This is a genomic window from Priestia sp. YIM B13552, from assembly GCF_042787775.1.
GTDB classification, from domain to species: domain Bacteria; phylum Bacillota; class Bacilli; order Bacillales; family Bacillaceae_H; genus Priestia; species Priestia megaterium_E.
The window spans coordinates 4,831-29,600 of sequence record NZ_JBHZOU010000009.1 but is presented as its reverse complement, the minus strand read 5'-3'; the positions used below and the strand labels follow the sequence as shown (position 1 = coordinate 29,600).

26 protein-coding genes and 1 riboswitch are annotated in these 24,770 nt (G+C 37.0%); of the genes, 7 read left to right on the top strand and 19 right to left on the bottom strand.

The window, feature by feature from the left end:
• Positions 1 to 7: 7 nt before the first annotated feature.
• From ACFX40_RS24395 to ACFX40_RS24385, 3 genes are all read right to left on the bottom strand, one after another.
• Positions 8 to 355, bottom strand: a complete 348-nt coding sequence (locus ACFX40_RS24395) for a hypothetical protein (protein ID WP_377256793.1) — start codon at positions 353 to 355, stop codon at positions 8 to 10.
• A 64-nt stretch (positions 356 to 419) separates the two neighbouring features.
• On the bottom strand, positions 420 to 869 hold the full coding sequence (locus ACFX40_RS24390) for a hypothetical protein (protein WP_098334674.1): 450 nt from the start codon (positions 867 to 869) through the stop codon (positions 420 to 422).
• A gap of 437 nt (positions 870 to 1,306) precedes the next feature.
• The gene (locus ACFX40_RS24385; RefSeq protein WP_013081607.1) at positions 1,307 to 1,795 is read right to left on the bottom strand and encodes a QueT transporter family protein; all 489 of its coding nucleotides are present in this window, start codon (positions 1,793 to 1,795) and stop codon (positions 1,307 to 1,309) included.
• Between the two features lie 9 nt (positions 1,796 to 1,804).
• Positions 1,805 to 1,849, bottom strand: a riboswitch (PreQ1 riboswitch).
• A gap of 196 nt (positions 1,850 to 2,045) precedes the next feature.
• On the opposite strand from ACFX40_RS24385, the gene ACFX40_RS24380 reads away from it, so the two are divergent.
• The 3 genes from ACFX40_RS24380 to ACFX40_RS24370 all read left to right on the top strand — a co-directional run bounded on the left by ACFX40_RS24380 (position 2,046) and on the right by ACFX40_RS24370 (position 4,271).
• On the top strand, positions 2,046 to 2,456 hold the full coding sequence (locus ACFX40_RS24380) for an Lrp/AsnC family transcriptional regulator (protein WP_377256790.1): 411 nt from the start codon (positions 2,046 to 2,048) through the stop codon (positions 2,454 to 2,456).
• A 381-nt stretch (positions 2,457 to 2,837) separates the two neighbouring features.
• Positions 2,838 to 3,704, top strand: a complete 867-nt coding sequence (locus ACFX40_RS24375; protein ID WP_013081605.1) for a YitT family protein — start codon at positions 2,838 to 2,840, stop codon at positions 3,702 to 3,704.
• A gap of 348 nt (positions 3,705 to 4,052) precedes the next feature.
• On the top strand, positions 4,053 to 4,271 hold the full coding sequence (locus tag ACFX40_RS24370) for a hypothetical protein (protein WP_013055227.1): 219 nt from the start codon (positions 4,053 to 4,055) through the stop codon (positions 4,269 to 4,271).
• A gap of 256 nt (positions 4,272 to 4,527) precedes the next feature.
• Here ACFX40_RS24370 and ACFX40_RS24365 read toward each other — a convergent pair whose 3' ends face one another.
• The 7 genes from ACFX40_RS24365 to iolG form a co-directional block, all read right to left on the bottom strand.
• On the bottom strand, positions 4,528 to 5,316 hold the full coding sequence (locus ACFX40_RS24365; RefSeq protein WP_028410221.1) for a 5-deoxy-glucuronate isomerase: 789 nt from the start codon (positions 5,314 to 5,316) through the stop codon (positions 4,528 to 4,530).
• Positions 5,317 to 5,449: 133 nt separating this feature from the next.
• A complete protein-coding gene (locus ACFX40_RS24360; RefSeq protein WP_377256787.1) occupies positions 5,450 to 6,475 on the bottom strand; it encodes a LacI family DNA-binding transcriptional regulator in 1,026 nt (341 codons plus the stop codon).
• 60 nt (positions 6,476 to 6,535) lie between these two features.
• Positions 6,536 to 7,432: a myo-inosose-2 dehydratase gene (iolE, locus tag ACFX40_RS24355; RefSeq protein ID WP_028410219.1), complete on the bottom strand. Its 897-nt coding sequence runs from the start codon at positions 7,430 to 7,432 to the stop codon at positions 6,536 to 6,538.
• Positions 7,433 to 7,515: 83 nt separating this feature from the next.
• Entirely contained in the window at positions 7,516 to 9,450 is a 1,935-nt protein-coding gene (gene iolD, locus ACFX40_RS24350) for a 3D-(3,5/4)-trihydroxycyclohexane-1,2-dione acylhydrolase (decyclizing) (protein WP_377256784.1), read from the bottom strand.
• A gap of 112 nt (positions 9,451 to 9,562) precedes the next feature.
• Positions 9,563 to 11,020, bottom strand: a complete 1,458-nt coding sequence (locus ACFX40_RS24345; RefSeq protein WP_377256781.1) for a CoA-acylating methylmalonate-semialdehyde dehydrogenase — start codon at positions 11,018 to 11,020, stop codon at positions 9,563 to 9,565.
• Between the two features lie 85 nt (positions 11,021 to 11,105).
• Entirely contained in the window at positions 11,106 to 12,113 is a 1,008-nt protein-coding gene (gene iolC, locus ACFX40_RS24340) for a 5-dehydro-2-deoxygluconokinase (protein ID WP_098433046.1), read from the bottom strand.
• 76 nt (positions 12,114 to 12,189) lie between these two features.
• Positions 12,190 to 13,212, bottom strand: coding sequence for an inositol 2-dehydrogenase (iolG, locus tag ACFX40_RS24335; RefSeq protein WP_377256778.1), 1,023 nt, complete (start codon positions 13,210 to 13,212; stop codon positions 12,190 to 12,192).
• A gap of 429 nt (positions 13,213 to 13,641) precedes the next feature.
• Between iolG and ACFX40_RS24330 the strand changes: the two genes are divergently transcribed.
• Entirely contained in the window at positions 13,642 to 14,922 is a 1,281-nt protein-coding gene (locus ACFX40_RS24330; RefSeq protein WP_013055219.1) for an MFS transporter, read from the top strand.
• Positions 14,923 to 14,985: 63 nt separating this feature from the next.
• On the opposite strand, the gene ACFX40_RS24325 is transcribed toward ACFX40_RS24330, so the two are convergent.
• Together ACFX40_RS24325 and ACFX40_RS24320 are read right to left on the bottom strand one after the other, a co-directional pair.
• Positions 14,986 to 15,984, bottom strand: a complete 999-nt coding sequence (locus tag ACFX40_RS24325; protein WP_028410213.1) for a LacI family DNA-binding transcriptional regulator — start codon at positions 15,982 to 15,984, stop codon at positions 14,986 to 14,988.
• Positions 15,985 to 16,121: 137 nt separating this feature from the next.
• Positions 16,122 to 17,453, bottom strand: a complete 1,332-nt coding sequence (locus tag ACFX40_RS24320) for a prolyl oligopeptidase family serine peptidase (RefSeq protein ID WP_336063973.1) — start codon at positions 17,451 to 17,453, stop codon at positions 16,122 to 16,124.
• A gap of 266 nt (positions 17,454 to 17,719) precedes the next feature.
• Between ACFX40_RS24320 and ACFX40_RS24315 the strand changes: the two genes are divergently transcribed.
• The gene (locus ACFX40_RS24315) at positions 17,720 to 17,929 is read left to right on the top strand and encodes an alpha/beta-type small acid-soluble spore protein (protein ID WP_016762907.1); all 210 of its coding nucleotides are present in this window, start codon (positions 17,720 to 17,722) and stop codon (positions 17,927 to 17,929) included.
• 227 nt (positions 17,930 to 18,156) lie between these two features.
• On the opposite strand, the gene ACFX40_RS24310 is transcribed toward ACFX40_RS24315, so the two are convergent.
• The 4 genes from ACFX40_RS24310 to ACFX40_RS24295 all read right to left on the bottom strand — a co-directional run bounded on the left by ACFX40_RS24310 (position 18,157) and on the right by ACFX40_RS24295 (position 21,893).
• On the bottom strand, positions 18,157 to 18,384 hold the full coding sequence (locus ACFX40_RS24310) for a hypothetical protein (protein WP_028410211.1): 228 nt from the start codon (positions 18,382 to 18,384) through the stop codon (positions 18,157 to 18,159).
• A 75-nt stretch (positions 18,385 to 18,459) separates the two neighbouring features.
• A complete protein-coding gene (locus ACFX40_RS24305; RefSeq protein WP_028410210.1) occupies positions 18,460 to 18,951 on the bottom strand; it encodes a YflT domain-containing protein in 492 nt (163 codons plus the stop codon).
• Positions 18,952 to 19,125: 174 nt separating this feature from the next.
• The gene (gene cls, locus ACFX40_RS24300) at positions 19,126 to 20,577 is read right to left on the bottom strand and encodes a cardiolipin synthase (protein ID WP_098250151.1); all 1,452 of its coding nucleotides are present in this window, start codon (positions 20,575 to 20,577) and stop codon (positions 19,126 to 19,128) included.
• Between the two features lie 485 nt (positions 20,578 to 21,062).
• Positions 21,063 to 21,893, bottom strand: a complete 831-nt coding sequence (locus ACFX40_RS24295; RefSeq protein ID WP_098334668.1) for a GNAT family N-acetyltransferase — start codon at positions 21,891 to 21,893, stop codon at positions 21,063 to 21,065.
• A gap of 148 nt (positions 21,894 to 22,041) precedes the next feature.
• Here ACFX40_RS24295 and ACFX40_RS24290 point away from each other — a divergent pair, with 148 nt between their 5' ends.
• Together ACFX40_RS24290 and ACFX40_RS24285 are read left to right on the top strand one after the other, a co-directional pair.
• Entirely contained in the window at positions 22,042 to 22,215 is a 174-nt protein-coding gene (locus tag ACFX40_RS24290; RefSeq protein ID WP_013081589.1) for a hypothetical protein, read from the top strand.
• A 160-nt stretch (positions 22,216 to 22,375) separates the two neighbouring features.
• On the top strand, positions 22,376 to 22,912 hold the full coding sequence (locus tag ACFX40_RS24285; RefSeq protein ID WP_377256774.1) for an SH3 domain-containing protein: 537 nt from the start codon (positions 22,376 to 22,378) through the stop codon (positions 22,910 to 22,912).
• 53 nt (positions 22,913 to 22,965) lie between these two features.
• Here ACFX40_RS24285 and ACFX40_RS24280 read toward each other — a convergent pair whose 3' ends face one another.
• The 3 genes from ACFX40_RS24280 to ACFX40_RS24270 form a co-directional block, all read right to left on the bottom strand.
• Positions 22,966 to 23,088, bottom strand: a complete 123-nt coding sequence (locus tag ACFX40_RS24280; RefSeq protein ID WP_081085221.1) for a YjcZ family sporulation protein — start codon at positions 23,086 to 23,088, stop codon at positions 22,966 to 22,968.
• Between the two features lie 229 nt (positions 23,089 to 23,317).
• The gene (locus ACFX40_RS24275; protein WP_377256771.1) at positions 23,318 to 24,079 is read right to left on the bottom strand and encodes a M15 family metallopeptidase; all 762 of its coding nucleotides are present in this window, start codon (positions 24,077 to 24,079) and stop codon (positions 23,318 to 23,320) included.
• A gap of 208 nt (positions 24,080 to 24,287) precedes the next feature.
• Positions 24,288 to 24,770, bottom strand: a 483-nt coding sequence (locus ACFX40_RS24270) for a 3D domain-containing protein (protein ID WP_377256768.1), incomplete at its 5' end; no start/stop codon positions are given.

Below are 24,770 nucleotides of genomic sequence, written 5' to 3'. Positions count from 1 at the left end.
GCAGAATTTATATTACAAATGTGAAAGCAATCATAGACACTATCAAAACAAGGATAACAATACTTTTCTTTTTTTCTATCTTCCATGCTTCAACAGCGCCCACGATACCACCAATAGCTAAAATAAAAGTACCTACAACGTGGAGAGGAAGCAGAGATAATACTCTACCTAAACTCGCCATCACTCCTCCAACCAATATAAATCCTGTTGTTACAATAGATTTTAAAGATATTAAGTCTCGTATCGCTTCTTTTTTTTCAGTTTTACTCAGTTTAAAGTACTCTATTATACTAAAAACAACGGGTGTTCCCCATAAAATAAAAAAGCTAATCAATCTATCCGTGTCTACACTCACTGTTCATTCACCGCCTTTATCAATCCCTTACGCTCAGTTCCACCATTTAACAAATAGTTATATATTATTCTTGCTTCAAGGATCCTCCAAAAGAAAATTGATGGTAATCATCAAGCTTATTCCAATACCCTATGCACTTTACGTCAGGCTCATCAATAGCTAACGCTTCTTTATTAGTTCCTTTATAAGGAAGAAATGCCGTTAACTTCACCTTTTGTTTTGGCTTGATATTTAATTTATTTCCTTCTGCTAACACCTTAAATTTATTATCAGAATAACCGTTTTTCATTTTTAAAGGATAGGATAAAAATACATTATTTTGTTTGATGGTCAAATCGCTCTTGTTTACTAATTCCATTTCATATGAAATTCCTTGCTTCATTTTTTGTTCTTTGATTACGTTAATACTTATCTTTTCTAGTTCTCTTAAAGGAAGGTTGTCCTCTTCTTTTGAACACCCGGCAAATAAGATGGCTAGAGCTAATAAAACAAGAATTCCTAACTTTCTATTCAAAAAACAATCCCCTCTCTAGTAATAAAGGTTATTTTACAACTATAACTCAAAAAAGTTATTTAATGGTAAAAAAACACAATTAAAAAAGCAAACCTTCATCGGTCTGCTTTTTTAATTGCTACGCATAGGTAATGTGTTGTTGTGCGAAAAACTTTTCGATAAGGAGTTTGCCAACTATATGTATATCGTAACAAAAGAAAAAAGAATGCGCTGTGAGATTTGTCACTCCTTCTTTCAAAACAATCTAACCGGATACTTCCTATTGCCTTACGCAAAAAGAGCAGATCGCAAACGCGACCTGCTCTTTTCACATGCTAGATATGGGTAATTTGTCCATGCGTGAAAAGCTCTTCAATAATAAGGGGTTTATCACTACACTTATAGAATAACAAAGAAAAAAAGATGGGGCTGTGAGATTTATCACAGCCCCATCTTTTTTATCCAACTAGCTTATTAAATTGTACACGTTTATTAATTGCAGCCATAATGGGTGCTCCAACAAGCATAACAATGAACTCACCAACGGCCGTTGTTAACCATGTAAAGAAAAATGGTAAATCAAATGCCAAGTGCAGTTCAAACGCAATAATAAACATCGTGAACGTAAATACAAGTGTATTAACAAGCATACGAGCCCACATATTTTTAATGTAGCGCATAGAAAAAATGGTAATGAGTAATGATAGCACGGATTGTCCTACCCCAAACACCAGATCATAAGCGACCATTGGTGAAAAAAACAAATTCGTCAGAAATACTCCTAGCACAATGCCGTACACGTACTTTTTATTAAACACAATTAAGTGATTGAACATTTCCGATATACGAAATTGGATATTGGTGAAGCCAAACGGCTGGATTAACATGCTGACAGCAATATACATAGCAGCTAAAAGACCGTTGACGCAAAGTGTTCTTATATTCATCTTACTATTCTCTCCTTAGTTTTTTAACGTGGGATGGTTACGAACCACGTAAACACTCAAAGAATCATACAGCAAGCTTAAGCTTTCGTCAAACTAGCTGTTTACAAACTACTGCTGCTTTCTATATCTTGCATATTGACTGCTCTTTTTTCTTACTTTCCTTTAGTATAAAATAGAAGACGTATCAGTATACATAGGTGACATCAAGTAGTTAACCCTTTTGATTTGAAATACGAAAGGATTTGTAGCGATGTTAGATAATACAGATAAACGCATACTCGAAGAGCTATCAAAAAATGGACGTATGAAGATGAAAGAATTAGGAGAAAAAGTGCATTTAACCGGACAAGCCACTTCTGCTAGAGTATTAAAGTTAGAAGATGAAGGCATTATCAAAGGCTATACAATTAACATTGATGAACGAACACTCGGCTACACCATCCATGCATTTTTAAATATCTATACGCAGAGCATTCATCATCACCCCTACCTTACATTTTTAGAAAGTCAGCAGGAGCACGTTATCAACAACTTTAAAATCAGCGGCGATGGCTGCTACTTACTAGAATGCAAATTTCATTCAAATGAAGAACTAAATGATTTTTTGACAGAGCTAAATCAGCATGTGAATTACAAACTTTCAATCGTCATTAACAAATAAATTTTTTAAAAAATAAAGGTATATTAATTTATGAAAATGGTAATCCTAATAACGTATTCCCCCTATTCCAATAAATTTGAAAATCCTTTGCACCATCGCAAAGGATTCTTTTTTTATGTAGGAAACCGCCTTCTATTTTTTGAAAAGTTGAACATCTCTCACAGCGTTGACATAGCGGTCAGAGGTTTATATAATCGGTGACATCGAAGCATAGAAAAGCCGGATTAAGACCTATACACGTATCGTAATTCTTCGTCTTAGAAGTTGATCAGTTTTATAACTAGACAATTTCTAAGACGTTTTTTATTTTATCATTTGTGAAACACTAGTAAAAACAAGATTCCACATGAAAATATCCTAATAATCAAGGAGGTTTGCATATTGAAAACAATCTATAAAGACATTATCTTAATTATTGTTGGAGCACTTTTAGTTGCTGCATCCATTGATTTTTTCGTCATTCCAAATAAATTAGGTGACGGAAGTACGGTTGGTATTGCCCTTGTTTTATATTATTTATTTCATATCCCTACAAGTATCAGCACATTTCTTGTAAACCTTATATTTATTGCCTTAGCCTATAAATTTCTAACCAAAAAAACGATTCTTTATACGATTCTAGGAGCCGTCATGACATCTGTTTTCCTCGGTCTAGTCAGCTATATTCCTTTTCACGTTCACGACATGATTTTAGGAATTGTATTCGGCGCCTTACTAATGGGAACAGGACTGGCGCTCATTTTTATAGCGGATGGATCGACTGGTGGAACAACTCTTTTAGCTTATTTATTAAACTACACAAAAGGCTATAATATTTCTAAAAGCATGTTCTACATGGACAGTGTCATTATTTTAGCATCAGTTTTCGCTATTGGCGTCAATAACATGCTCTATACTTTTATATTCGTCTATCTTTGTGCCAAAATCGTAGATGTCGTTATCGAAGGTTTCCACAACAAAAAAGCAATGACGATTATGTCCGATCAATACAAAGACATAGCGCAAGTCATCACCAGTGAATTTGGAAATGCAGCCACCATCTTTTACGGATACGGCTACTACGCCAACAAAGATAAACGTATTATTTACGTTGTTATTAAAAAGAACGAGCTATTAAAAATTAAAAAGAAAATCCAGCAAATTGACCCGAATTCTTTTATTGTCATCCACGAAGTAAAAGAAGTTGTCGGCGGGAAATTTGGATTTATCGGTAATTCGCCTCATGAAACAAAAGCCGCTGCTAAATAAAAAATCCACCTCTTGGTGGATTTTTTTATGAAAAAACCGTTAAGAAAAATGAAAAGATACCTGCTAAAAAGTAAACCGACCCTAATGCAATTGCTCCTGTAACGACCGTAAATACACTTAATCCGATAGCCACCTTCATTTTCATCCACATCCCTTTTTAGATTAGTAGTATAAGTATGTCCAAGAATAGAAGATTTATAACTATGCCATCCTATTTATTTCATATATCGATGCAACAATTGTCTATTCAATGTGTTCTAAAACCACCCCTGGCGACATAATGTATAGGAAGGATTTCATATACACATCTTTGTATCACACATATCATATGAAAATAGGTGAGATAAAATGGTGGCTGTCCACTTTTTTGAAAACAGAAAACTTCTATTAAGCCAGCTGAGGGAAAACATTCCTTCTACGGGTGATGATTTAAAGATTAAAGGACGAAAAGGAACCGTCGTGCTTGTGAATGACATCGATGAAAAAAATGTTCACGTGGAAGTTGCTTTAGAAAAAGTAGTGAAAAAGAACTTAGCATTAGATAACGCTAAAAAGAAAAGGAGATAAGCGGCTTACGCTTATCTCCTTTTCTTTTTAATTTATATACGAGTCGTCTGTATCTTTTGCTTCAGTTTCCCAAAAAAAAGAGACTCCTAAAAAGGAATCTGCAGCAAAGAGCGATATCATCGCCTGAATATTAATACAAGCTATATTTTAACATATAAAAACATATTTTACAAAAATAAACTATTATTTTACGCATAATTATTTTTTATTCGAGGTTTTTCAACATTTGAAACCTATTTCGTATAGAGATCTTTATTTATTTTTCAGGCCAAATTTTTGCATCTGGCTCTAATAACCACTTATGCTCTTCTTCCATAATACGGTCTGTCCACGGATTATTGTCGAGATGGCGAATCATCCAGCAGAAGTACATCGCATAGCCGGGAGCCGTTGCTTGAGGATGATCCAATTCACCAGGAATTGTAATAAAACTATTATCAACTACACGATACGCATCTTCTCCAACCATTGCGCAGCCAAATCCTTGTGGCTTGTCAAAACGATAGTAATACACTTCGGGCTGGTCATGATGATGAGGCGGATAACTCGACCATCTTCCTGGATAAGAAATAACTTCTCCAATAACAAGGTTAGAGTAAGGAGCGTTATTGTAGTCAAAAATTGTTCGGATTACACGCTGAGCAGTACCTTCCCATACTCCTTCACCAGCCACTGTGTTTTGACAATCTTCGGGCGTGTATAATTTTGATGAAAATTCTTTTTCATTATCCGTTTTTTGAACTAGTACTTCACTATCGGCAAGCCCGGTAATTTTGACCTCCACATTTTTTGAAACGTGCAAACACCAAGGCTCTTCTTCAAATAGGGACTGGCGCTGAAGTTCTTTCGAATGGCCTTCCCACTCCAGCTTTACCTTTCCTTCTAGTAAAAGAATAGCCGTTTCACTGCTGCTGTCTAGTAAAGTTTCCTGTTTTCCTTGGGACATTTTATAAATCCCAATATCCATCAGCATATCTTTGTGCTGACCGGTCATTTCTGTAAGTACGTTGTATCCTTTATTTAATTCACCTAATTTACCTAACATCCTTGAATTCCTCCTTTATGTAGTAGCGCGATAAGAATTTACTAATTACTCATTTTTCTTCATAGACTCTCTAAATTCTTTTAAATATGTGACTATGAGGATTTTTTATTAACGGCAATATTCTTGATTGTGTTCAATTATTTATAGATGCTGTGGCTTCCCTTTGTAACGGAGCCGTTGATTTCCGAACAATCAATTTTGGCTCAAGAAGCAAATGTTCTTTATGCATCGCTGGATATTTCATTTCTCTAACCAGCAAATCCACTACGTTTACGGCCATTTCTTTTGTCGGCTGTGCTACTGTCGTCAACATGGGCGTAATGGTAGTAGAAAGAACCGTATTATCAAAGCCAATCACTGATAAGTCTTGCGGTACATCAATTTTGAATTCTTTTGCAGCTTGGATAACTCCGATAGCCAGTAAATCGTTACAAGCAAAAATAGCCGTCACTTTCTCCTTCATTGAAAAAATTTGCTTAGCACTTTCATATCCTTTTTGAATACTTGCTTCGGTCGTAATAACGTGCTGAGGCGGCACGATGATTCCATTTTGTTGCATAGCCTCTCGAAAAGCATCTAAACGGGCGTGATTGCTTTTTGCATTTTCTGTAATAATCGCAATTTTTTTATGATGCAAAGACAGCAAATAATCAGTCGCTAAATAGCTCCCTTTGTAGTCATCCACTGTCACTGTATTAACGGATATGTGAGGAATTTCTGAAGCAATAACGCTAATCGGTATATCTTGCTTAAGCATATTTTTTAAAAGATTAGCATTGCGAAAAGCAGAAGCTACAATTAAACCGTCGATTTTCTGACGTATTAACAGCGATAGATACTTTTTCTCTTTTTCCGCATCGTTATCGGTATTGCACATTACAACATGGAAACCTCGCTCATGACTCCGGTCTTCTATGCTTCTTGCCAAATCGGCAAAAAAAGGGTTGGAGATGTCAGGTACGAGAAGCCCAATCGTTTTAGTGGGTTTTCCTGTTAAAGCAGATGCTACGACGCTTGGATGGTAATTCAACTGCGCCATAACCTCAATTACTCTTTGTCTTGTTCTTTCACTAATATGACCGGTTTGATTGATGACTTTTGATACCGTAGAAATTGATACACCTGCTTCTTCAGCCACACTATAAATGGTTGGCTTCATTTCCTCTCCTCCTTTCCTTTCATAAACACATAAAAGGCGTAAAATCTTTTACAATGGAAATTAAAGACCGCTTTTTTCTTTAATAAAGTTTCTTGCTTTTAACGCATATTCAAAAGGATTAGCAAGGGCTGGATCCTGTTCTGCTTCTACGACAAACCATCCGTTATAATCCGAAGTGGCAAGCGTAGTGAATACTTCATCAAATTCAATAGCTCCGTCACCTGGAACAGTAAAGGCTCCTTCTTTTACCGCTTGCAAGAAACTTAGGTCTTGTTCTTTGACTCGATCAACTACTTCTTGACGAATATCCTTTAAATGAACATGCTTAATACGGTGCAGATATTTTTTTAAGATATAAAGAGGTTCTTCTCCTGAAAAGACAAGATGACCGGTATCAAATAGCAGAGAAACAAGCTCCGGATTGGTAAGCCCCATTAGCTGATCAATTTCTTCTGTTGTTTGTACACCTGTTCCCATATGGTGATGATAGACAATATGCATATCTTTTTCTCGTGCCAGTTTCCCAAGATGGTGCAGGCCTTCTGCAAGTCTGCTCCACTCTGTTGGCGTGAACACAGGCTTTTCTTTAAATAAAGGAACATCCATCAGCCCCTGAATGCTGTGTCCTTGTTCAGACACAACAATTACTTTTGCTCCCATTTCGTATAAAAAATCGCGATGTTCAATAAATGGCGTTACCGTTTCTTCCAGCGGCTTTGTTGTTAAAAATGTACTGAACCACGCACTTGCAATTTCCAAATTCCGAAGCGATAATGCCTTTTTTAAGATTGAAACATTTCGCGGATATTTGTTTCCGACCTCACTTCCTCTAAAACCGGTTAAAGCCATCTCACTGATACACTGCTCGAATGTATTTTCAGCTCCCAGCTCAGGCATATCATCATTTGTCCAAGCAATTGGAGCAATCCCCAGTTTGACCGTATTTTCCTTGAACATCTCTTCCTCTCCCTTATATGAAATTAAAACCTTTTTATATTTATCGAATGTTTCTCTTCAACAACCTCATTTTCTCCTGCTCCTTAATAAACTCTTGCCATTTCAAGGTTTTTCACTTTATCTTCATAAGCTTCCTGTACATGCTGATTTTTAGATACCTCTGCTACTCCTACATGCCACCATGATTCATAACCGTTCGTCATAGTTTTTGGCAGCACTTTAATATCAATTAGCGTAGAAATCTCTTGTTTTTGTGCATCTTCTATCGCCATTTTTAATTCTTCAAGAGAACTTACGCGATACGTTTTTACACCGTAGCCTGCGGCGCTGGCTGCAAAATCAATTTTCATCACGTTTCCGTTTAGTTTTCCTGTTTCATCGTTTCGATAACGAAACTCTGTGCCAAAGCTCCCCATACCGTTTGACATTTGAAGATTATTAATGCACCCGAAGCCTGAGTTATCAAACAGTAAAATGTTTATCTTTTTTCTTTCTTGAAGGCTTGTAATAAGCTCTGAATGAAGCATTTGATAGCTTCCATCTCCAACCATCGCATACACTTCCTTAGCTGGTTCTGCCAGCTTAACTCCAAGTGCGCCTGATACTTCATATCCCATACATGAATATCCATATTCCATATGATAGGTATTAGGTTTAATAGACTTCCACATTCTCTGTAAGTCGCCTGGAAGACTTCCTGCTGCACCAACAATGACGGAGTTGTCATCAAGGAGCTTATTCACCTCTCCAATTACTTCGGTTTGCGTTAATTGAGTACCAAGTGATTCTACATATTCAGCTAAGCTTTCATCTAAATGACCTTGTATTTCCGGAACAAAATCTGCACCAGTAAAACGTATGCTATGCAGACGCTCTAATTCTGTTTCCCATGCGTCTTTAGCATTTGCAATTTCTGTTGTATAACCAGACTGATAGCCAATTGATTTTAGCTCTTTCATAAGAGCAAGCAACCCTTCTTTTGCATCAGCTACAAGTTTCACAGCATCAAGTTTATTTGCATGAAATTCAGACGTGTTAATGGTAAGAAATTGCACGTTGGGATGTTGAAAAAGCTGTTTAGATGCTGTTGTAAAATCAGTAAATCGAGTGCCTACTCCAATTACTAAATCTGCTGCTTTAGCGATTGTATTAGCAGCTGAGTTCCCTGTTACACCTATTCCGCCTAGATTGTAGCGATAGTCACTTTCAACGGCACTTTTCCCTGCTTGAGTTTCTCCAAATGGAATATGGAACTCACTAGCAAATTGCTTTAACTCTTTTGCAGCTTCTGAATACCGAACGCCTCCTCCGCAAATGATGATTGGCTTTTTCTTTGTTTTCATTAATTGAATTGCATCTGCTAGACTGTCCCTAGTCGGAAGGCGGCGCTCAATGCGGTGAACGCGCTTTTGGAAGAAATAAGCTGGAAAATCCCATGCTTCTCCCTGCACATCTTGAGGCAAACAAATAGTTACAGCTCCCGTATCTGCAGGATTCGTTAACACACGTATCGCATTAATCATAGCTGTCATCAATTGTTCAGGGCGGCTTATGCGATCCCAGTACTTACTCACTGGTCGAAAAGCATCGTTTGTAGAAATAGATAAATCATATGACTGTTCAATTTGCTGCAAAACGGGATCCGGCTGTCTAGTTGCAAATACATCACCAGGAAGCAGCAAAATTGGAATATTATTAGCTGAAGCAGTGGCTGCCGTTGTAACCATATTTGCTGAACCTGGCCCCACTGAAGATGTGCAAGCCATAATTTGCTTTCGATGTTTTTGTTTTGCAAAAGCCATCGCTGCATTGGCCATTCCTTGTTCATTACGTCCCTGATATACATCTAGATTTCCTGGATCTTCTTCCAAAGCTTGCCCAAGACCTACCACATTTCCGTGCCCGAAAATTGTAAAAACCCCTTTAATAAACTGATGCTGCTTTCCATCAAATTCAACATACTGCTGATTTAAAAACTTCACTAATGCTTGTGCCGTCGTCATTCTAACTGTTTCCATGCTTCTTTCTCCCTTCTAGTACTAGATTCTGATTTTAAAAAAGGAAGCATAAGGAATATCTTTAATTCCTGATACTTCCTTTTAAAATGAGATGCGATTTTTAATGAATTACTTACCAGCGCGTTGTTACCATTTTCTTTCTTGTATAAAACTCCACGCCGTCCGTACCGTTTGCATGAAGATCACCATAAAAAGAATCTTTCCAGCCAGAGAATGGGAAGAATGCCATAGGTGCCGGTACCCCTACATTTACTCCTAACATACCAGATTCAATATTTTCACGGAACTCACGTACACTTGCGCCGCTATCTGTATAAATACAAGCACCGTTTGCAAATCGAGAGTTATTAGCTACTTCAATAGCTTCTTCTAATGTTTTCACACGTACAATGGACAGCACAGGTGCAAAAATTTCATCTTCCCAAATTTTCATTTCTTGCGTAACATGATCAAAAATCGTTGGTCCGACAAAGTAGCCATTGCCATTTACTGCTGCATCTGTGCGACCGTCACGAATAAGCTTTGCTCCTTCTTGCACGCCTGATTCAATATAGCTGAGCGTACGCTCTTTATGATTTTCACGAATAACTGGTCCTAAGAAGACATTTTCTTCTAAGCCGTCGCCAATTACAATATCATTTGCTTCCTCTACTAATCTTTCAATTAGCTGATCCGCAATTTCTTCTTGTACAGTAACAACAGATGCTGCCATACAACGTTCACCTGCTGAACCAAAAGCGGCTCCGATAATTTGTTTTGTTGCTACGTTCAAATCTGCATCCTTTAATACAATTGAATGGTTTTTAGCACCGGCTAAAGCTTGAACACGCTTTAAGTTTTCCGTACCTTTTTTGTACACGTACTCAGCTACAGGCTGGGAACCTACAAACGAAATAGCTTTCACTAACTTATGTTCAAGAAGACCGTTTACCACATCATGCGCGCCGTTTACAATGTTTAATACACCTTTTGGCAAACCAGCTTCTTCAAATAATTCTACTAATCTTGCAGCTAAAAGCGGCGTACGCTCAGAAGGCTTTAACACAAATGTATTGCCGCAAGCGATTGCAAGCGGGAACATCCAGCAGGGAACCATCATTGGGAAATTAAACGGCGTAATTCCCCCAATTACACCAATTGGGTAGCGGTACATGCCAGACTCAATGTCTGTTGCAATATCAGGAAGCTGTTTCCCCATCATTAACGTAGGAGCACCCGCCGCAAATTCTACACATTCAATACCACGCTGCACTTCGCCTCGCGCTTCGTTAAAGCTTTTTCCGTTTTCAACCGTCACTAACTTTGCTAATTCATCCCAGTTATCTACTAATAGCTGCTGATACTTGAATAAAATTCGTGCACGTTTAGGCACAGCTGTTTTTGCCCACCCTTTGAACGCTTCATTTGCTGCTTGCACCGCTTGATCTACGTCTTCTTTTGTAGAAAGAGGTACCTGTGCGATTAATTCACCTGTCGCTGGGTTATACATAGGTTCCGTTTTTGATGTAGCTGATTCAATCCATTGTCCACCAATATAGTTTTTCACTGTTTTTACTGCTGTCTGTGTCATAGAATATCTCTCCCTTTATCTAATTTTAATAAGTTGCTATTCCTTTAATCTCTCAAGCAATCTCTCAAGATTTTTCCTTTGTTTATTAAGCTTCCTGCAAAACTTCCGTTGCTGTCTCCATAAAGTTGAAGAGCTCACCGCTTGTCGGCATAGCATCTGAACAGCTGTGTTTTGAAATGACAATCGAAGCGGAGGCACCCCCCAATCGCATTGCCTGTGGAATTTCCAGCCCTTGCATCAATCCGTAAATAAAGGCTGAAGCATAGGAATCACCAGCGCCAAACGTTTTCAGAACTTTTGTTTTAAATATTCCTCCGCGGTGAGACTTACCATCTCTTGTATAGGCAATAGACCCTTCTCCACCGTGCTTAATCACGACGATTTGAGCATGGTGAGAAAACCAGCGCTCTGCTGTTACTTGATCATTAGATTCTTTATAATTTAAAAGTTTTTCCATCATGTCAAACTCTTCTCGCGTACCAATAATTACATCTGATTTTTCAGCGGCTAAATTAAAATAGACTGCCGTTTCAGCTTCCGATTCCCATGTATATGGACGATAGTCGATATCAAAAAACACTACAACTTCATGCTTGCGTGCGTGTTCTAGTGCTAAAAACACTGCTTCACGAGAAGGACTTTGCGCAAGAGCCGTTCCAGATATTAAAAGTGCCTTTGACTGTTTGATATATTCTTCGGATACTTCTGTAGGACTTAGCTTTAAATCCGCTACGTTATCACGATACATTAAGATGCTGCAATCTGTAGGGCTCTTGATTTCTGTAAAAGCAAGCCCCGTTACGGCCCCCGTTTTATCAACAACAATGCTATCTGTATTAATCTTATTTTTTTGCAGATAATCCGTAATGAAGCGTCCCATTTGATCATCTGATACTTTTCCGATAAAACCGGTTTTTAAGCCTAGCCTTGCTGCTCCAATCGCAATATTAGCCGGAGAGCCTCCTACATATTTAGTAAATGTTTTAGTCTCTTCCATTGGACGCTGTGTTTCATTTGCATTTAAATCAATGCATAAACGGCCAACAGCGATGAAATCTAACCCACGATTTTCTTTAAAAACAAGCGGATTCATCTTTATTCCTCCTTAGTTAAGCGCTTTCCTAAAAGGGTAGAAAGACCAACTTCTTTCATCCCCACGTTTACCGTCATTAATTCACTGCGTATTTTTTATGTTCAATCTTCACTGGCTGCCCGGATAGTAAAGATTCTTTTGCTGCTTTAGCAATTCGTTCTGCTTGTAACCCATCGTTCCCTGTACAAATAACGCTTTGTTTTTCCATAATTGCTCTTGCAAACTGTGTCACTTCTGCTATGTACGCTTGTGTATAGCGCTCAAGAAAGAAATACAGCGGCTTCTCTTTGACTACACTTTCGCCTGTTGATATTTCTACTGTAGTAGGACGGCAATTGTCAGCAGCAGCTGCACCTTTTTTACCAAAAACTTCAAGGCGCTGATCGTAACCGTAGACAGCTTGACGACTGTTATCGATTACACCTAAAGCTCCATTTGCAAATTTTAATGATACAATTGCCGTATCTATATCCCCTGCTTCTTCAATAGCAGGATCGATGAGCGTCGTGCCGTAAGCCGATACTTCAATTACTTCACTGTCCATTACATAACGAGCCATATCAAAATCATGAATCATCATATCCATGAACAATCCTCCTGAAGCGCGAACGTATTCCGGACTCGGAGGCTGAGGATCTCTGGAGGTGATTTTTAAAATGTGCGGTTGTCCTACTTCTCCTTGTTGTACAAGATCATGCACTTTTTTAAAGTTGGGATCAAAGCGTCGGTTAAAGCCAACTTGAAGCTGCACTCCATGTTCTTTTACTACTTCTAACGCTTCGATTGTTTCTTCTACCGAAAAACTAACGGGCTTTTCACAGAAAATATGCTTTTTCGCTCGAGCTGCTTCTTTAATAATCGATGCGTGCGTATTCGTTGGCGAACAAATGAAAACGGCATCAATTTCTGAATCAGCTAATAAATCTTGATAATTTGTTGTTAACGTCGAAATTTCTTTACTTGCAGCCCATTCATGTAAATGGTCTACTACCACATCTGAAACCGCTTTAATTTTTATTTGCGGCATTAATTTTAAATTATCAACGTGTAATTTCCCTATGCGTCCAGCACCAATTATTCCAATTGTAAGAATCCCCATCTTATTTTCCCCTTTAATTAAAAGTTAAGAAAACATTCGCTCAAACCTCTATATAGGTTAAGCGCTTTCCTGATTCCAATTATACATAACGTTTTCTGAAATGCAAACAATTTTTATAGATTTTTTAGAATATTTGTTTTTTAACAATCTAAATACATACTATAAAAAACTATTTTTATTTTTTATCTATTTATCGATGAAACATAAAGAAATTCTCTATATTTAAGTATTTTTATCATGAATTCAGTGATTATTTCCTTACATACTAATATTTTTATGATTAAAATAATTTAATTGAAAATTATATATATTTAAAATTTTAATTGACGTTCAAAAAATGTAAGCGTATACTTTTTATCAAATAGATTAAGCGCTTAACCAAATTAGTTTGATGTTTTACACAAAATAATCGATCTGGTGGTGTGGAAAATGAATGAATTTATTTCCAGAAAAACGGCTTTAGACAGGATTGGGATCCCTTCTCATTTAACGTGGGGATACATAGGTATTATTGTTTTTATGATTGGCGATGGTTTAGAACAAGGATGGTTATCTCCTTATCTTGTAGAACGAGGTTTAACCATTGAACATGCTGCTTTACTGTTTACTGTTTACGGCATTACGGTCTCAGTTTCTTCCTGGTTCTCCGGCGTACTGGTTCAGCTGTGGGGTCCTAGAAAAGCAATGGCATTCGGCTTGATATCCTTTATTATTGGTTCCATTGGATTTATAGGCTTAGGACTTCATATTATGAATTACACAATTATACTAATTTGTTATGCTCTTAGAGGATTTGGTTACCCTTTATTTGCTTACTCATTCTTGGTCTGGGTGTCTTATCGCACGCCCCAGGAAATGCTTTCAAAAGCAGTAGGCTGGTTTTGGTTTGTCTTCCAGCTCGGATTAAGCGTAATCGGAGCCTTTTACTCAAGTTATATGGTTCCAAAAATTGGCGAAATCGCTACCTTATGGAGTGGTTTACTTTTTGTTTTGATCGGTGGAATCTTTTCGATTATTATGAATAAAGACAAGTTTACCGTACAAAAAGTAAACGATAATAAAACAAAAGAATTAATGAAAGGGATTACAATTGCATTTGAGAACCCTAAAGTAGGGATCGGCGGCATCGTAAAGATTATTAACTCTGCTGCTCAATTTGGATTTGTTGTTTTCTTGCCAACATATATGATGAAACATGATTTTACGATGAGTGAATGGTTGCAAATCTGGGGTACATTGTTTTTTGTGAATATGGCTTTTAATATTATTTTTGGTATTGTTGGAGATAAGTTTGGCTGGGTAAATACCATCAAATGGTTTGGCGGAGTTGGATGCGGAATTGTAACACTTGCTCTCTACTATGTACCGCAATTCGTCGGACATAATTATTGGGTAATGATGATTGTCGCATGCTGTTACGGTGCAACACTAGCAGGTTATGTTCCTCTTACAGCGTTAGTGCCTTCTTTAGCTCCGGAGAATAAGGGAGCTGCAATGTCTGTGTTGAACTTAGGATCTGGACTTTCTGCTTTTGTAGGTCCTTTAATTGTAACCGTTTTTATTGGTCTTTTGGGCACGGGCGGCGTAATTTGGATCTTTGCTTGCTTGTACTTCTTTGGTGCTTTTCTAACTGGTTTCCTTACGATTCCAACAGAGACAACTATTAAAGGCGAAACAATAAACGAAGTCAAAAGTCCGGTCTCTCTATAAATATGCTTAAGAAGAAAAAGCTGCAGGTGTCTCAACACCTGCAGCTTTTTTACCTTCTCTATTTTATAACTTTTTTACGGACGCACGTTCTACTAGTTCGGGAATAATCGTTACTCGCTGTTTCGCATACTCTTCTTTTTTCATAGACTTTAACAGCTGTTCAAACGTACTAGTAGCCATCTGAGAAATGGGTTGTTCAATCGTTGTCAAACCCGGCTCAGCAATATCAGCATAAATCGTATTATCGAATCCAATTACCGACAGATCTCCCGGGATCGAAAGCCCATGCTTCCTTGCCTCGTTTATGAGCGATACCCCAATTAGATCTGTACATGCAAAGACTGCTGTTGGCCTATTAGGTAAGGAAAGCAGCTGTTTACTGGCTCTCCTGCTATCTTCTACTGTTGAATAACAGCTGATAATGGACTGATTTTCTAGTGATAAATTTGCTTCTGTGAGCGCTTGTTTAAATCCCGCTAATCGTCCTTCACTGCTTTTCCTATCTTTTTCAGTCATAATCGTTACCGATTGATGACCTTTTTCTATTAAATACGTACCTGCGATATATCCTCCGCGAACGTTATCAATTGTCACTACATGCGTTGAAATAGAAGGATGGTCAACTGAAAACAATACAAGCGGTACATCATGCTTCACGATCTTCTTTACGAGCTTCGTATCATTTAGTTCGGTTGCGATAATGATTCCATCTACTTGTTTTTTAAATAAAAGATCTATATATTCATGCTCGCGCGCAGTTTGATGATCTGTACTGCATAAAAAAAGCGTGTATCCCGCTGCTCTAGCACTATTTTCAAAAGCTCTTGCTACCTCCGCAAAAAAAGGATTGGAGATATCAGGAACTAGAACACCGATCGTGTACGTCTTTTTTCCTGTTAACGCCGCTGCAACACTGCTAGGCTGATAATCTAATTCCATCATTACTTCATTTACTTTTTTTATCGTTTTTTCACTAATACGGCCTGTTTGATTGATTACTTTGGATACAGTGGCTATTGATACCCCTGCTTTTTTCGCAACATCGTAAATGGTTGGTTTCACTTTCACTGTTCCTTTCTTCGTGATCTCTTTCCTTATTTTATCACGAAAGTATTCAATCGTTTATTTTAGATACAATCTTTCGTTTTAAAAGAGAAATAAAAAAGCTGTTCAATGTGCAACAGCTTTTTTTAAAATGATTAATTTTTCAACGATTGTTTGCTCATCCATTCCATTATGCTTGTTGTGCTTCCGTTTATTTTAGCGTTGGGTTCATTATTATACAGATATATCCAAGATGAATGTCCATTATACTGATAGGGTGAACCATCATTATTTTTATACAAGCCTGTGGTGTCATGCACATCCTCAAATAGTGATAAATAAACATTATTTGCATGGCTTTTCACCAAACGTTTATAAGTTGGAAGAGTGTTAATTGTTGGCGGAAGGACTGTATCATTCTTAGCGGCTACGAACCAAATAGGTGTTTCTTTCATCTTTTCAATATCTTGATTCGTAATTAATCTATCATTTAGTCCTTCACATACTGGAAATGCTGCTGCAAAGTATTTTGGATAATCACGAATCATAAGCATAGTCATATATCCGCCGTTAGATGCTCCTCCGATATAGATTCTATTGGGATCAATATCAGGGTTTTTAGAAACATATTCTTCAATTAAGGCCATCAGTGATTCTTTATAAATAGAAGTTCCATCCGCTTTACCCGTATAACCATCCATCCATTTTGTTGGCGCTTGCGGTACTAAAACGTAGGCACCTTCAAAATAAGCCTGAGTTTCTTTTGTGATAAAACTAACAGCTTTATTGGCAGATAAGGGAATTGTTGCATCTGTTCCTCCCTCTCCTCCACCATGTAGCCAAATGATTAATGGATTCTTTTTCTTATCCTTTGCCGGCGCATGACTTGCGTATGCTAATTCTATATTTTGATATATACCTTTTTTAATTGTAAAATCATCTACGAGTTCTTTTTTCTCTCCCGCAAACTTTTTCACTACAAGCCCTGACAACTTTCCTTTATTTGTTATCATGTCTTTTTGCTGAGTAATGGTATATTGACTGTCTACCCATGCATTTAATCCTGTACCATATTCATCATAATTTAGTGGTGCTCCTAATGAAACAGCTGGTCCAACTTCCATTTCTAAAACTGCATATTTTCCAGTATGTACGGCTGGTTGTCCATCTTTATCGGATACATAGGCTTTTTTTACTGTACGATCTCCTTGTTCCAATAAAGACGGTTCTAATCGACTATCACTTCGAGCCACATGCACCTTAAACGTTTCTTTTGTAAGTGAATTGGTTGGAACAGGTTCACCTAAGTCAATAATAATTTTTGTGATCGCCGCTCCCCAGTCATAAATCTCTGTCACTGTACGATAGGATGTAGCTTTTTCGTGCGTCTGCTTCGCCAGCGCTGCTTTCTCATAAGAGAGTACAATGCCAATTGCTAAACTCAATGTAATAGCCAATAGTACAGACTTTTTTAACCTTTGATACATGGCAAATCTCCTCCTTTTAAATAGAATAGGAATATTAAAATTTTCCTTCTATCTTAATCATTTTGTAATCGCTTACTTGTGTTCTATTTTACTTGTCCCCTCTCTCTTTCTACACATAATTATTTTCCGTTACCTAGCGGAAACTTTTGGTTCTTTATTCCAGTAAGCATATTCTATAAGTCCCTGAAAAAATTTTTTTATTTTATGTATAAAAACTATCTATTAATCAAATCATAATCTTAACCTTATAAAAGGAGTTGATTATGATGGCAAACAGCAGAAATAAGAGCAGCAACGAATTAGCAGTACACGGTGCTCAACAAGCAATCGATCAAATGAAATATGAGATCGCTAGCGAATTTGGCGTAACTCTTGGTCCTGACACAACTGCACGCGCAAACGGCTCAGTAGGCGGCGAAATCACAAAACGTCTTGTGCAAATGGCTGAACAGCAACTTGGCGGCGGACGTTTCTAAATCACTATCATAAGCAATACGGCTGGAGGAAGAGCGAATGACCGTTCTTCCTTTTCCCATTTTTACATAATCTCTTATCGCGTTTCTTCTCCTCTATATGTATCTAAAACAAAACCTCTCCATAACGTTTACGTTCCATTATATAAGGTTCTCTTTCTCTCACAATAGATTGTTTATGATAAAACATAAAAAGAAGTCCCTTTTATAGGAACTTCTTTCATCTCACTCTATAAATGTGCAAGCTCTTTAGATATCTTTTCGGTCTTTGCTTTTAGCTGTTCTTGCTGACCTTCTAAGTCAGCAAGAACAGCTAACACTTCCGTATTCTCTGGTTCTTCTTCATACTGTTTTAACGTAGCAACAAGAGACTGTGAAACTTTGATGAGCTTCTGATTAACTTCTTGCTGCTGTTTTAAATAGTCAAGTTCATATTCCGTTTTTTCTAGATTTCTCATCGGTCCCCTTCCTTTCGTTAACTAGCTTTTATTTAAGAACGCAGTCTTTTATTATCGCATTTGGTTACTTCAACATTACCTTATTTTATTTTCGTGATTGCCGTATAACATTTTTTCATTCATTGGGTCAGCTGATTTTTCAGCAGGTGTCACTGCTTGTCCTAGAGCTGAATTGTGTTTATCATGCTCAACTGCGTCTACCATCAGCAAAACTTTTCCTTTTTTAAGATCAGATACATATGAGGAAGCTTCTGCAGCAGGTACACCATATTCGGTTAATTGATTTTCGATTCGATTAACATCTTGATCCATTTTTTCTTCAGACGGAGTAAAAGCATTTTTTATTTTCTCCATAAAGGATTGATGGTGTTTTGAGTGTTGATCTGTATCAACTGTTTGCACATCAATTCCTGCAGAATGCTCAATCGCTTCTGTATTTTCATGACGCAGGCCACTGTTTGTCAAAACAGAAAGTGCACTGTCCGGATATCCCTGTGTTTTTAAATTTCGAATCGCTGTAATAACGGCTGCCTCTGAATCATACGTACCTACTACATTTTTTGTCATTTTCTATTCCTCCTAGGTATTATCATTTTTTAGCTTGTTATAGTATTAATACCCTTGGATTTTTTGGTAAAACTTTTTAACTTTATCTCTAGCTCTCCTTACAAGGAGAAACCAATAAAACAACAGACCTGAATCTAAAAATTCAAGTCTGTTTCATGATATCAATGATTTGTATTACAAAATTGGTGACAGTAAGCGAGATACCGCTTCTTTAAATTTTATAAGAAGAGAGCGCTCTTTATATCGTTCGAGCGTTAATTTTGAACTGCACTGCACATCTTCAAGAAACAGGTTCTGCAACTTTTTGGCAATAGGCTGGTCATATACAACTGCATTCACTTCAAAATTAAGGCTGAAACTTCGTGGATCAATATTCGTCGTTCCTACAGAAGACACTTCATTATCTACTACAATCGTTTTAGCATGCAAAAAGCCTTTTTCATAGAGATAAATATGCGCACCATACGTCAGCAGCTCGCCTACGTGAGACCACGTAGCCCAATAAACAAAAGGATGATCGGGTTTGTTTGGAATCATAATATGAATCTCTACTCCAGATAATAAAGCAATTTTACAAGCATCCATAAAGCTTGCGTCTGGAATAAAGTAAGGCGTTTGAAGGTACACACTTTCTTTGGCCGACATAATCAATGAGATATACATGTTTTTCAGATGCTGAGTAGTCGAGTTTGGCCCGCTTGCTACAATTTGTACAGGAACCGTTCCAGAATGAGTTTCTGTACGATGCAAAAATTGTTCCAGTTCAATTGGCTGTTTTGTTGCTTGATGCCAATCTAAAATGAACCTCCCTTGAATATCGTTCACTGACTCTCCTTTAATGCGAAAATGAGTGTCTCTCCAATAACCCATTTTTGGATTTAACCCTAAATATTCATCTCCTACGTTAAATCCTCCTATGTATGCTACTTCACCATCAATAATACAAAGCTTTCGATGATTTCGATTGTTAATCCGGAAATTAATTAAGCGAAGAATTGAAGGGAAAAATGCCTGTGCTTCGCCGCCATATGAAATAAGCTCCTTAAAAAATGATGGCGTCATTTTTCTAGATCCTACTTCATCATAAAGAACACGAACCTTTATACCTTCTTTTGCTTTTTTTGTTAGCTCATCTCTTAATTTTTTGCCAAGATTATCTCGTTGAATAATATAATATTGAATATTAATTTCTTTTTTAGCATTTCGAATGTCCTCAAACAATGCATCAAATTTCTGATTACCATCACTAAAGATATCAATTTCATTGTCAGTGCGCACGAGTGACTTAGAAGAATTTAAATTAGTAAACAGCAGTTTATTATGTTGAATCAATAAATCATTTCGATATTCATGGGTAGCTTTAAGTTCTTTTAATTGTTCATCTACTGAAGATCTTAAATATTCCCGCTCATCAGATGATAACTTATAAAAGTTCTTCTGTTTTAGCTGTCTTCCAAAGAATAGATATACAATAAAGCCGACAATCGGTATAAAAAATAAAATAAGAAGCCACGCCCATGTAGATCCTATATCTCTTCGTTCGATGAAAATAAGAATACCGGCTAATAAAACATTAATAGCTGTTACAACAGATACACTTAGTGTAAAGATATGGGCAAATTCCATCCTATTACTCCTTTCTTTCTACTGCATTGCCTTATTAACTCATTTCCGTTTTTAACGCTTTCATTCACTTTACTATACATAACACAGATCGCTTCCTTTTTCATCTTTAGTATCCAAATTTTATTGTTTTTTTATTTTTTGCTATATTAAAAGTGTAAAATATTTCTTATTATTGTGTATTAAAAACACGGGGGGAAATAATTTGTTTTTTTCTTTTATTTTTCTTAGCCTCATCAATGTATTTATCAGTATTAGCCTGGGGTATACGGCTTATCAATTGTTTAGAAAAGCATTTATTGGAGGTATTCTTACGTGTATCCTTGCTTGCAGTGCTCCTATCATGTTTGTATGCCCTTCCCTGTTTCTATCAACGGGCATATCACTTTTTCTCTACTTTTTCTCTACTTTCTCATTATTTACTCAAAAAAGCACATATCATCTAATATATAAATAAAAAACACGAAAATCTAAGATTTCCGTGTTTTTTACAAGCTGTATACGTAATAATCCTGCACGTGATATGAATTGAAACCGCATGTTTCGTAGAGTTGCAAAGCGCGTTTGTTTTTTGCTTCAACCTCAAGAAATATATCATATCCTAGCCGAAGCTGCTTTAAAACAACTTGTTTTAAAGCAGCTTTTCCTATTCCCAATTTTTGATAAGAAGGTAAAATACCAAATCCATAAATCCATGCTTCGCTTTTATCATACGATACCCTTAACTTTCCAACCGCTTGACTATTGTACTCTACGATAAAATGATTTTGCTGTTCTTCCGTTTTCGTTTGTTCATAATAAGCAGCTGCTTCTGTTAAAGACATACCAAAGCATTCCACATCAACTTGCATTTCCATTTTCATATCGGTATCTGATTGGGAAGAGCGAAGTGTAACAAAGGGATTATCATCTTCCAATTCTTTTTTTGTCCACTTCATTTGATATTCTGAAAAAGTAAATGAACATGGAATTTGCTTTAAGAACTTCCTGCCTGAAACCGAATCGCCAGGAGCATTTAATAAAATCTCTGTATACCCACGCTTCTTACATATATGTAAAGCTTGAGAAAACAGCTTTGAAAAAATCCTTTTTCGGCGATAGCTAGGAGCGACCATTCCGCATATTTCTACTGTATTCCCAAACCCATAAAGACCAATAAACCCAACAAGCTGATTATCTTCATAATGAAAAAAATCGTTAACTTCATTTTGTTTTCGACTTCGTAACATATCAAAATTCAGCTTCAGCTCTATGTGCTCTTCTTGTTCGCAAATAGACTGTAGCTTTTGTATATCTTCTAACACATGTTGTTCTAACATAAAACGCCCCCTGCATTCTTCTTTTTATTATACGTTCGGCTTTATTTAACTTTTTCCTTTCATCTTTAGCGCAATAGTCGAATAATTATAGGGTAAAAGCAAGATCAAAAAGCATATAGAGTAATCAAACTAAATAGGCGGGGTGCTTATGAAAAAGACCATTTTAATAAGTTTTATTGCACTAGTTGCTTTAACCATTATTTATTGCCTGCAGAAAGAATTTATTTTCGCTTTAGCTTTGTGGAGCATTTATGGAACAGTATTATCTGTTTTTGTATATTTTTCTTTTTACAAATCAACGGAAGATCGCGAGGAGGAGTAACAATAAAACTATTAAAAGGTCGGTGAAATAAACTTTTTTACAGACCTTTTATAAATTTACAACTGGGATATATGTTGGTAACAACTTAGAAACAAGTAACCCTTATTCTTAGTGTTATAGAAAAGTTATTACCTATTTCACTAAGGAGTTGGATATTTGTATGAAGACAATTACAAAATCTATATCAGTTTTAGCATTAGCAGCGGGCTTTACTTTTTCATCTCTATCTGGAACACTGCCATTCACTCACGAGCAAACAGCAAGTGCAGCAGAAAAAATAAACGCACCGTTTAGCGTATATGAAGTGACCGCAAACGTACTCAATATACGTTCAAAACCTAGCACTCAGGGAAAGATTCTTGATACATTAAGAAAAAAAGATCAAATTGAAGTAGTCAAGTTTGTAAATGCAGACTGGGCTGCCATTAAAATAATTGGCGGCACCCGATATATCAGTACTTCCTATTTAATGAAAGTCCCTACTACTGTTCATACAGCTGCTAACCTTAATTTACGCACAGGGCCTAGCACAAGCAACAAAGTTGTAACAACTATTCCTAAAGGAAAAAGCGTCAGCTTCTTAGCTTGGGGCTACTCCAAAGATAACAAGCTTTCATTTGATTGGGCTTTTGTAGAATACAACGGCTTTAAAGGATATGTAAGCACTTCGTACTTACAGTTACCTACTTATAGATAAAAACAGATAACTCCCTTGAATTATTTCAAGGGAGTTTATTTATGGACACCTTATTAATAGTGCCCTGCCCATGAAGCACCGATGATAATTAGTAAAATAAATAGCACAACGATTAGCGCAAAGCTACTTCCGTGACCTACTCCGTACCCATAACCATAACCTCCGTAAAAACTCATTTTCTTTCACCTCCCTTTTTTGTAGAATATGTGAAGGGAAATGAAAACGAACATGAGTATTCTTTATCACAAAATTCATTATAATTTATAAACGTTAACTCTTTTACTAGTAAGGCATAGGATATAGCATCCCGTGGTTCATCTCTACATCTTTCCCTCATTCCACCTTTTAAAGTAAGGATATATTTCAGCAATACAAAAAAAGAAGAGTTTATATCACTCTTCTTTTTTATTTAACCGGATTATCAACTTGCATGTAGTCGTTATAATATTCTTCTAACGTAATTCCTTTCTTAGACACTTTAGAGGCGAGTTCTTTTCCGACAAATCGTATATGCCACGGCTCATATTTATAACCTGTAATCTGCTGCTTTCCTTCTGGATAGCGAACAATGTATCCGTATTTATATGAATTTGCTTCAATCCATTTGGCTTCTGGAGTATCTTTAAAACAATCTTGAGCTGCACACTTACCGGTGCTGCTTGATACATCTATACTTAAACCAGTCTGATGTTCACTGCTGCCTGGGTGAGCGCTGTAATGATTAGCTGCCGCTTCTCCATCTTGTTTTATATACGCTTGATAAAGAGATTCTTGACGGCTTTGAGAACGATAGGCAGAAACACCGGCTAAGTAAATTCCTTCTCGTTCAGCAGCTGAAAACATCCTTTCTAATGCTTTTGCTGCTTCTGTACGCATTTGGCGCTTTTCAATTTTTTCTTTAAATATAAACCGAACGTCCGGGTATACAAGGTCAGTGGGTTCATAGTGATCAGGAAGAAGATTTTGCTTGTTTACTAACACAGCAATGGATTCTGGGTTCCCTACAGTTTCTATACTATTCTGCTTCTGTTTAGAAGAAGATAAAGGATTATGATCAGACGTATTCAAATGATCATCGTGCTGAAATAATCCCTGATAGCCTAGATACGAGAATCCTGCGATAACACCCAGCACTATTAGTAAAGCCATTTTTTTATAAAGTTTCATATTTCTATACTCCTGACATATTTTCAGCTTTTTAGGACACTCAAACATTGTATATAAATCAAGAAATAATTACTAATATAACAAACTAATTCCTACTATAAATTTTAGTATGCCCGGACCTAATTTTTTCAAACGTTCATTTTAAGCATAAAAAAAGAGATGTCTCCTAAAAGACATCTCTCTTTACTTCTATTCTATAAGACTAGTATTAGTCGATAACTGTAATTTTAACTGATCTTCTGCCCCAGTCTTGTGCAGCACTATCTGAAGAAACGAATACATCAATTCGATTTCCTTTAATTGCGCCACCTGTATCTGCTGCTACAGCTTGACCATAACCTTCAACGTATACTTTTGAACCTAATGGAATAACGCTAGGATCAACCGCAATTACTCGTTGATTTGGATTTGATTTTAAATTTACTCCAGTAGCTGTTGTACCACTGCATCCAGCACAGTTAGCTGTATAAGCTGTTGCTTCAACAGTCATAGACTTGCCGCTAGCTTGCTGTTGAGACTGCTGTTGCTGCTGTTGCTGCTGTTGCTGCTGTTGAGCTGCTTGTTGCTGTTGCTGAGCTGCTTGCTCTTGTTCTTTTTGTGCCTGCTCTTGTGCTGCCTGTGCTTGTGCTGCTGCTTGCTCTTGTTCTTTTTGTGCCTGCTCTTGTGCTGCCTGTGCTTGTGCTGCTGCTTG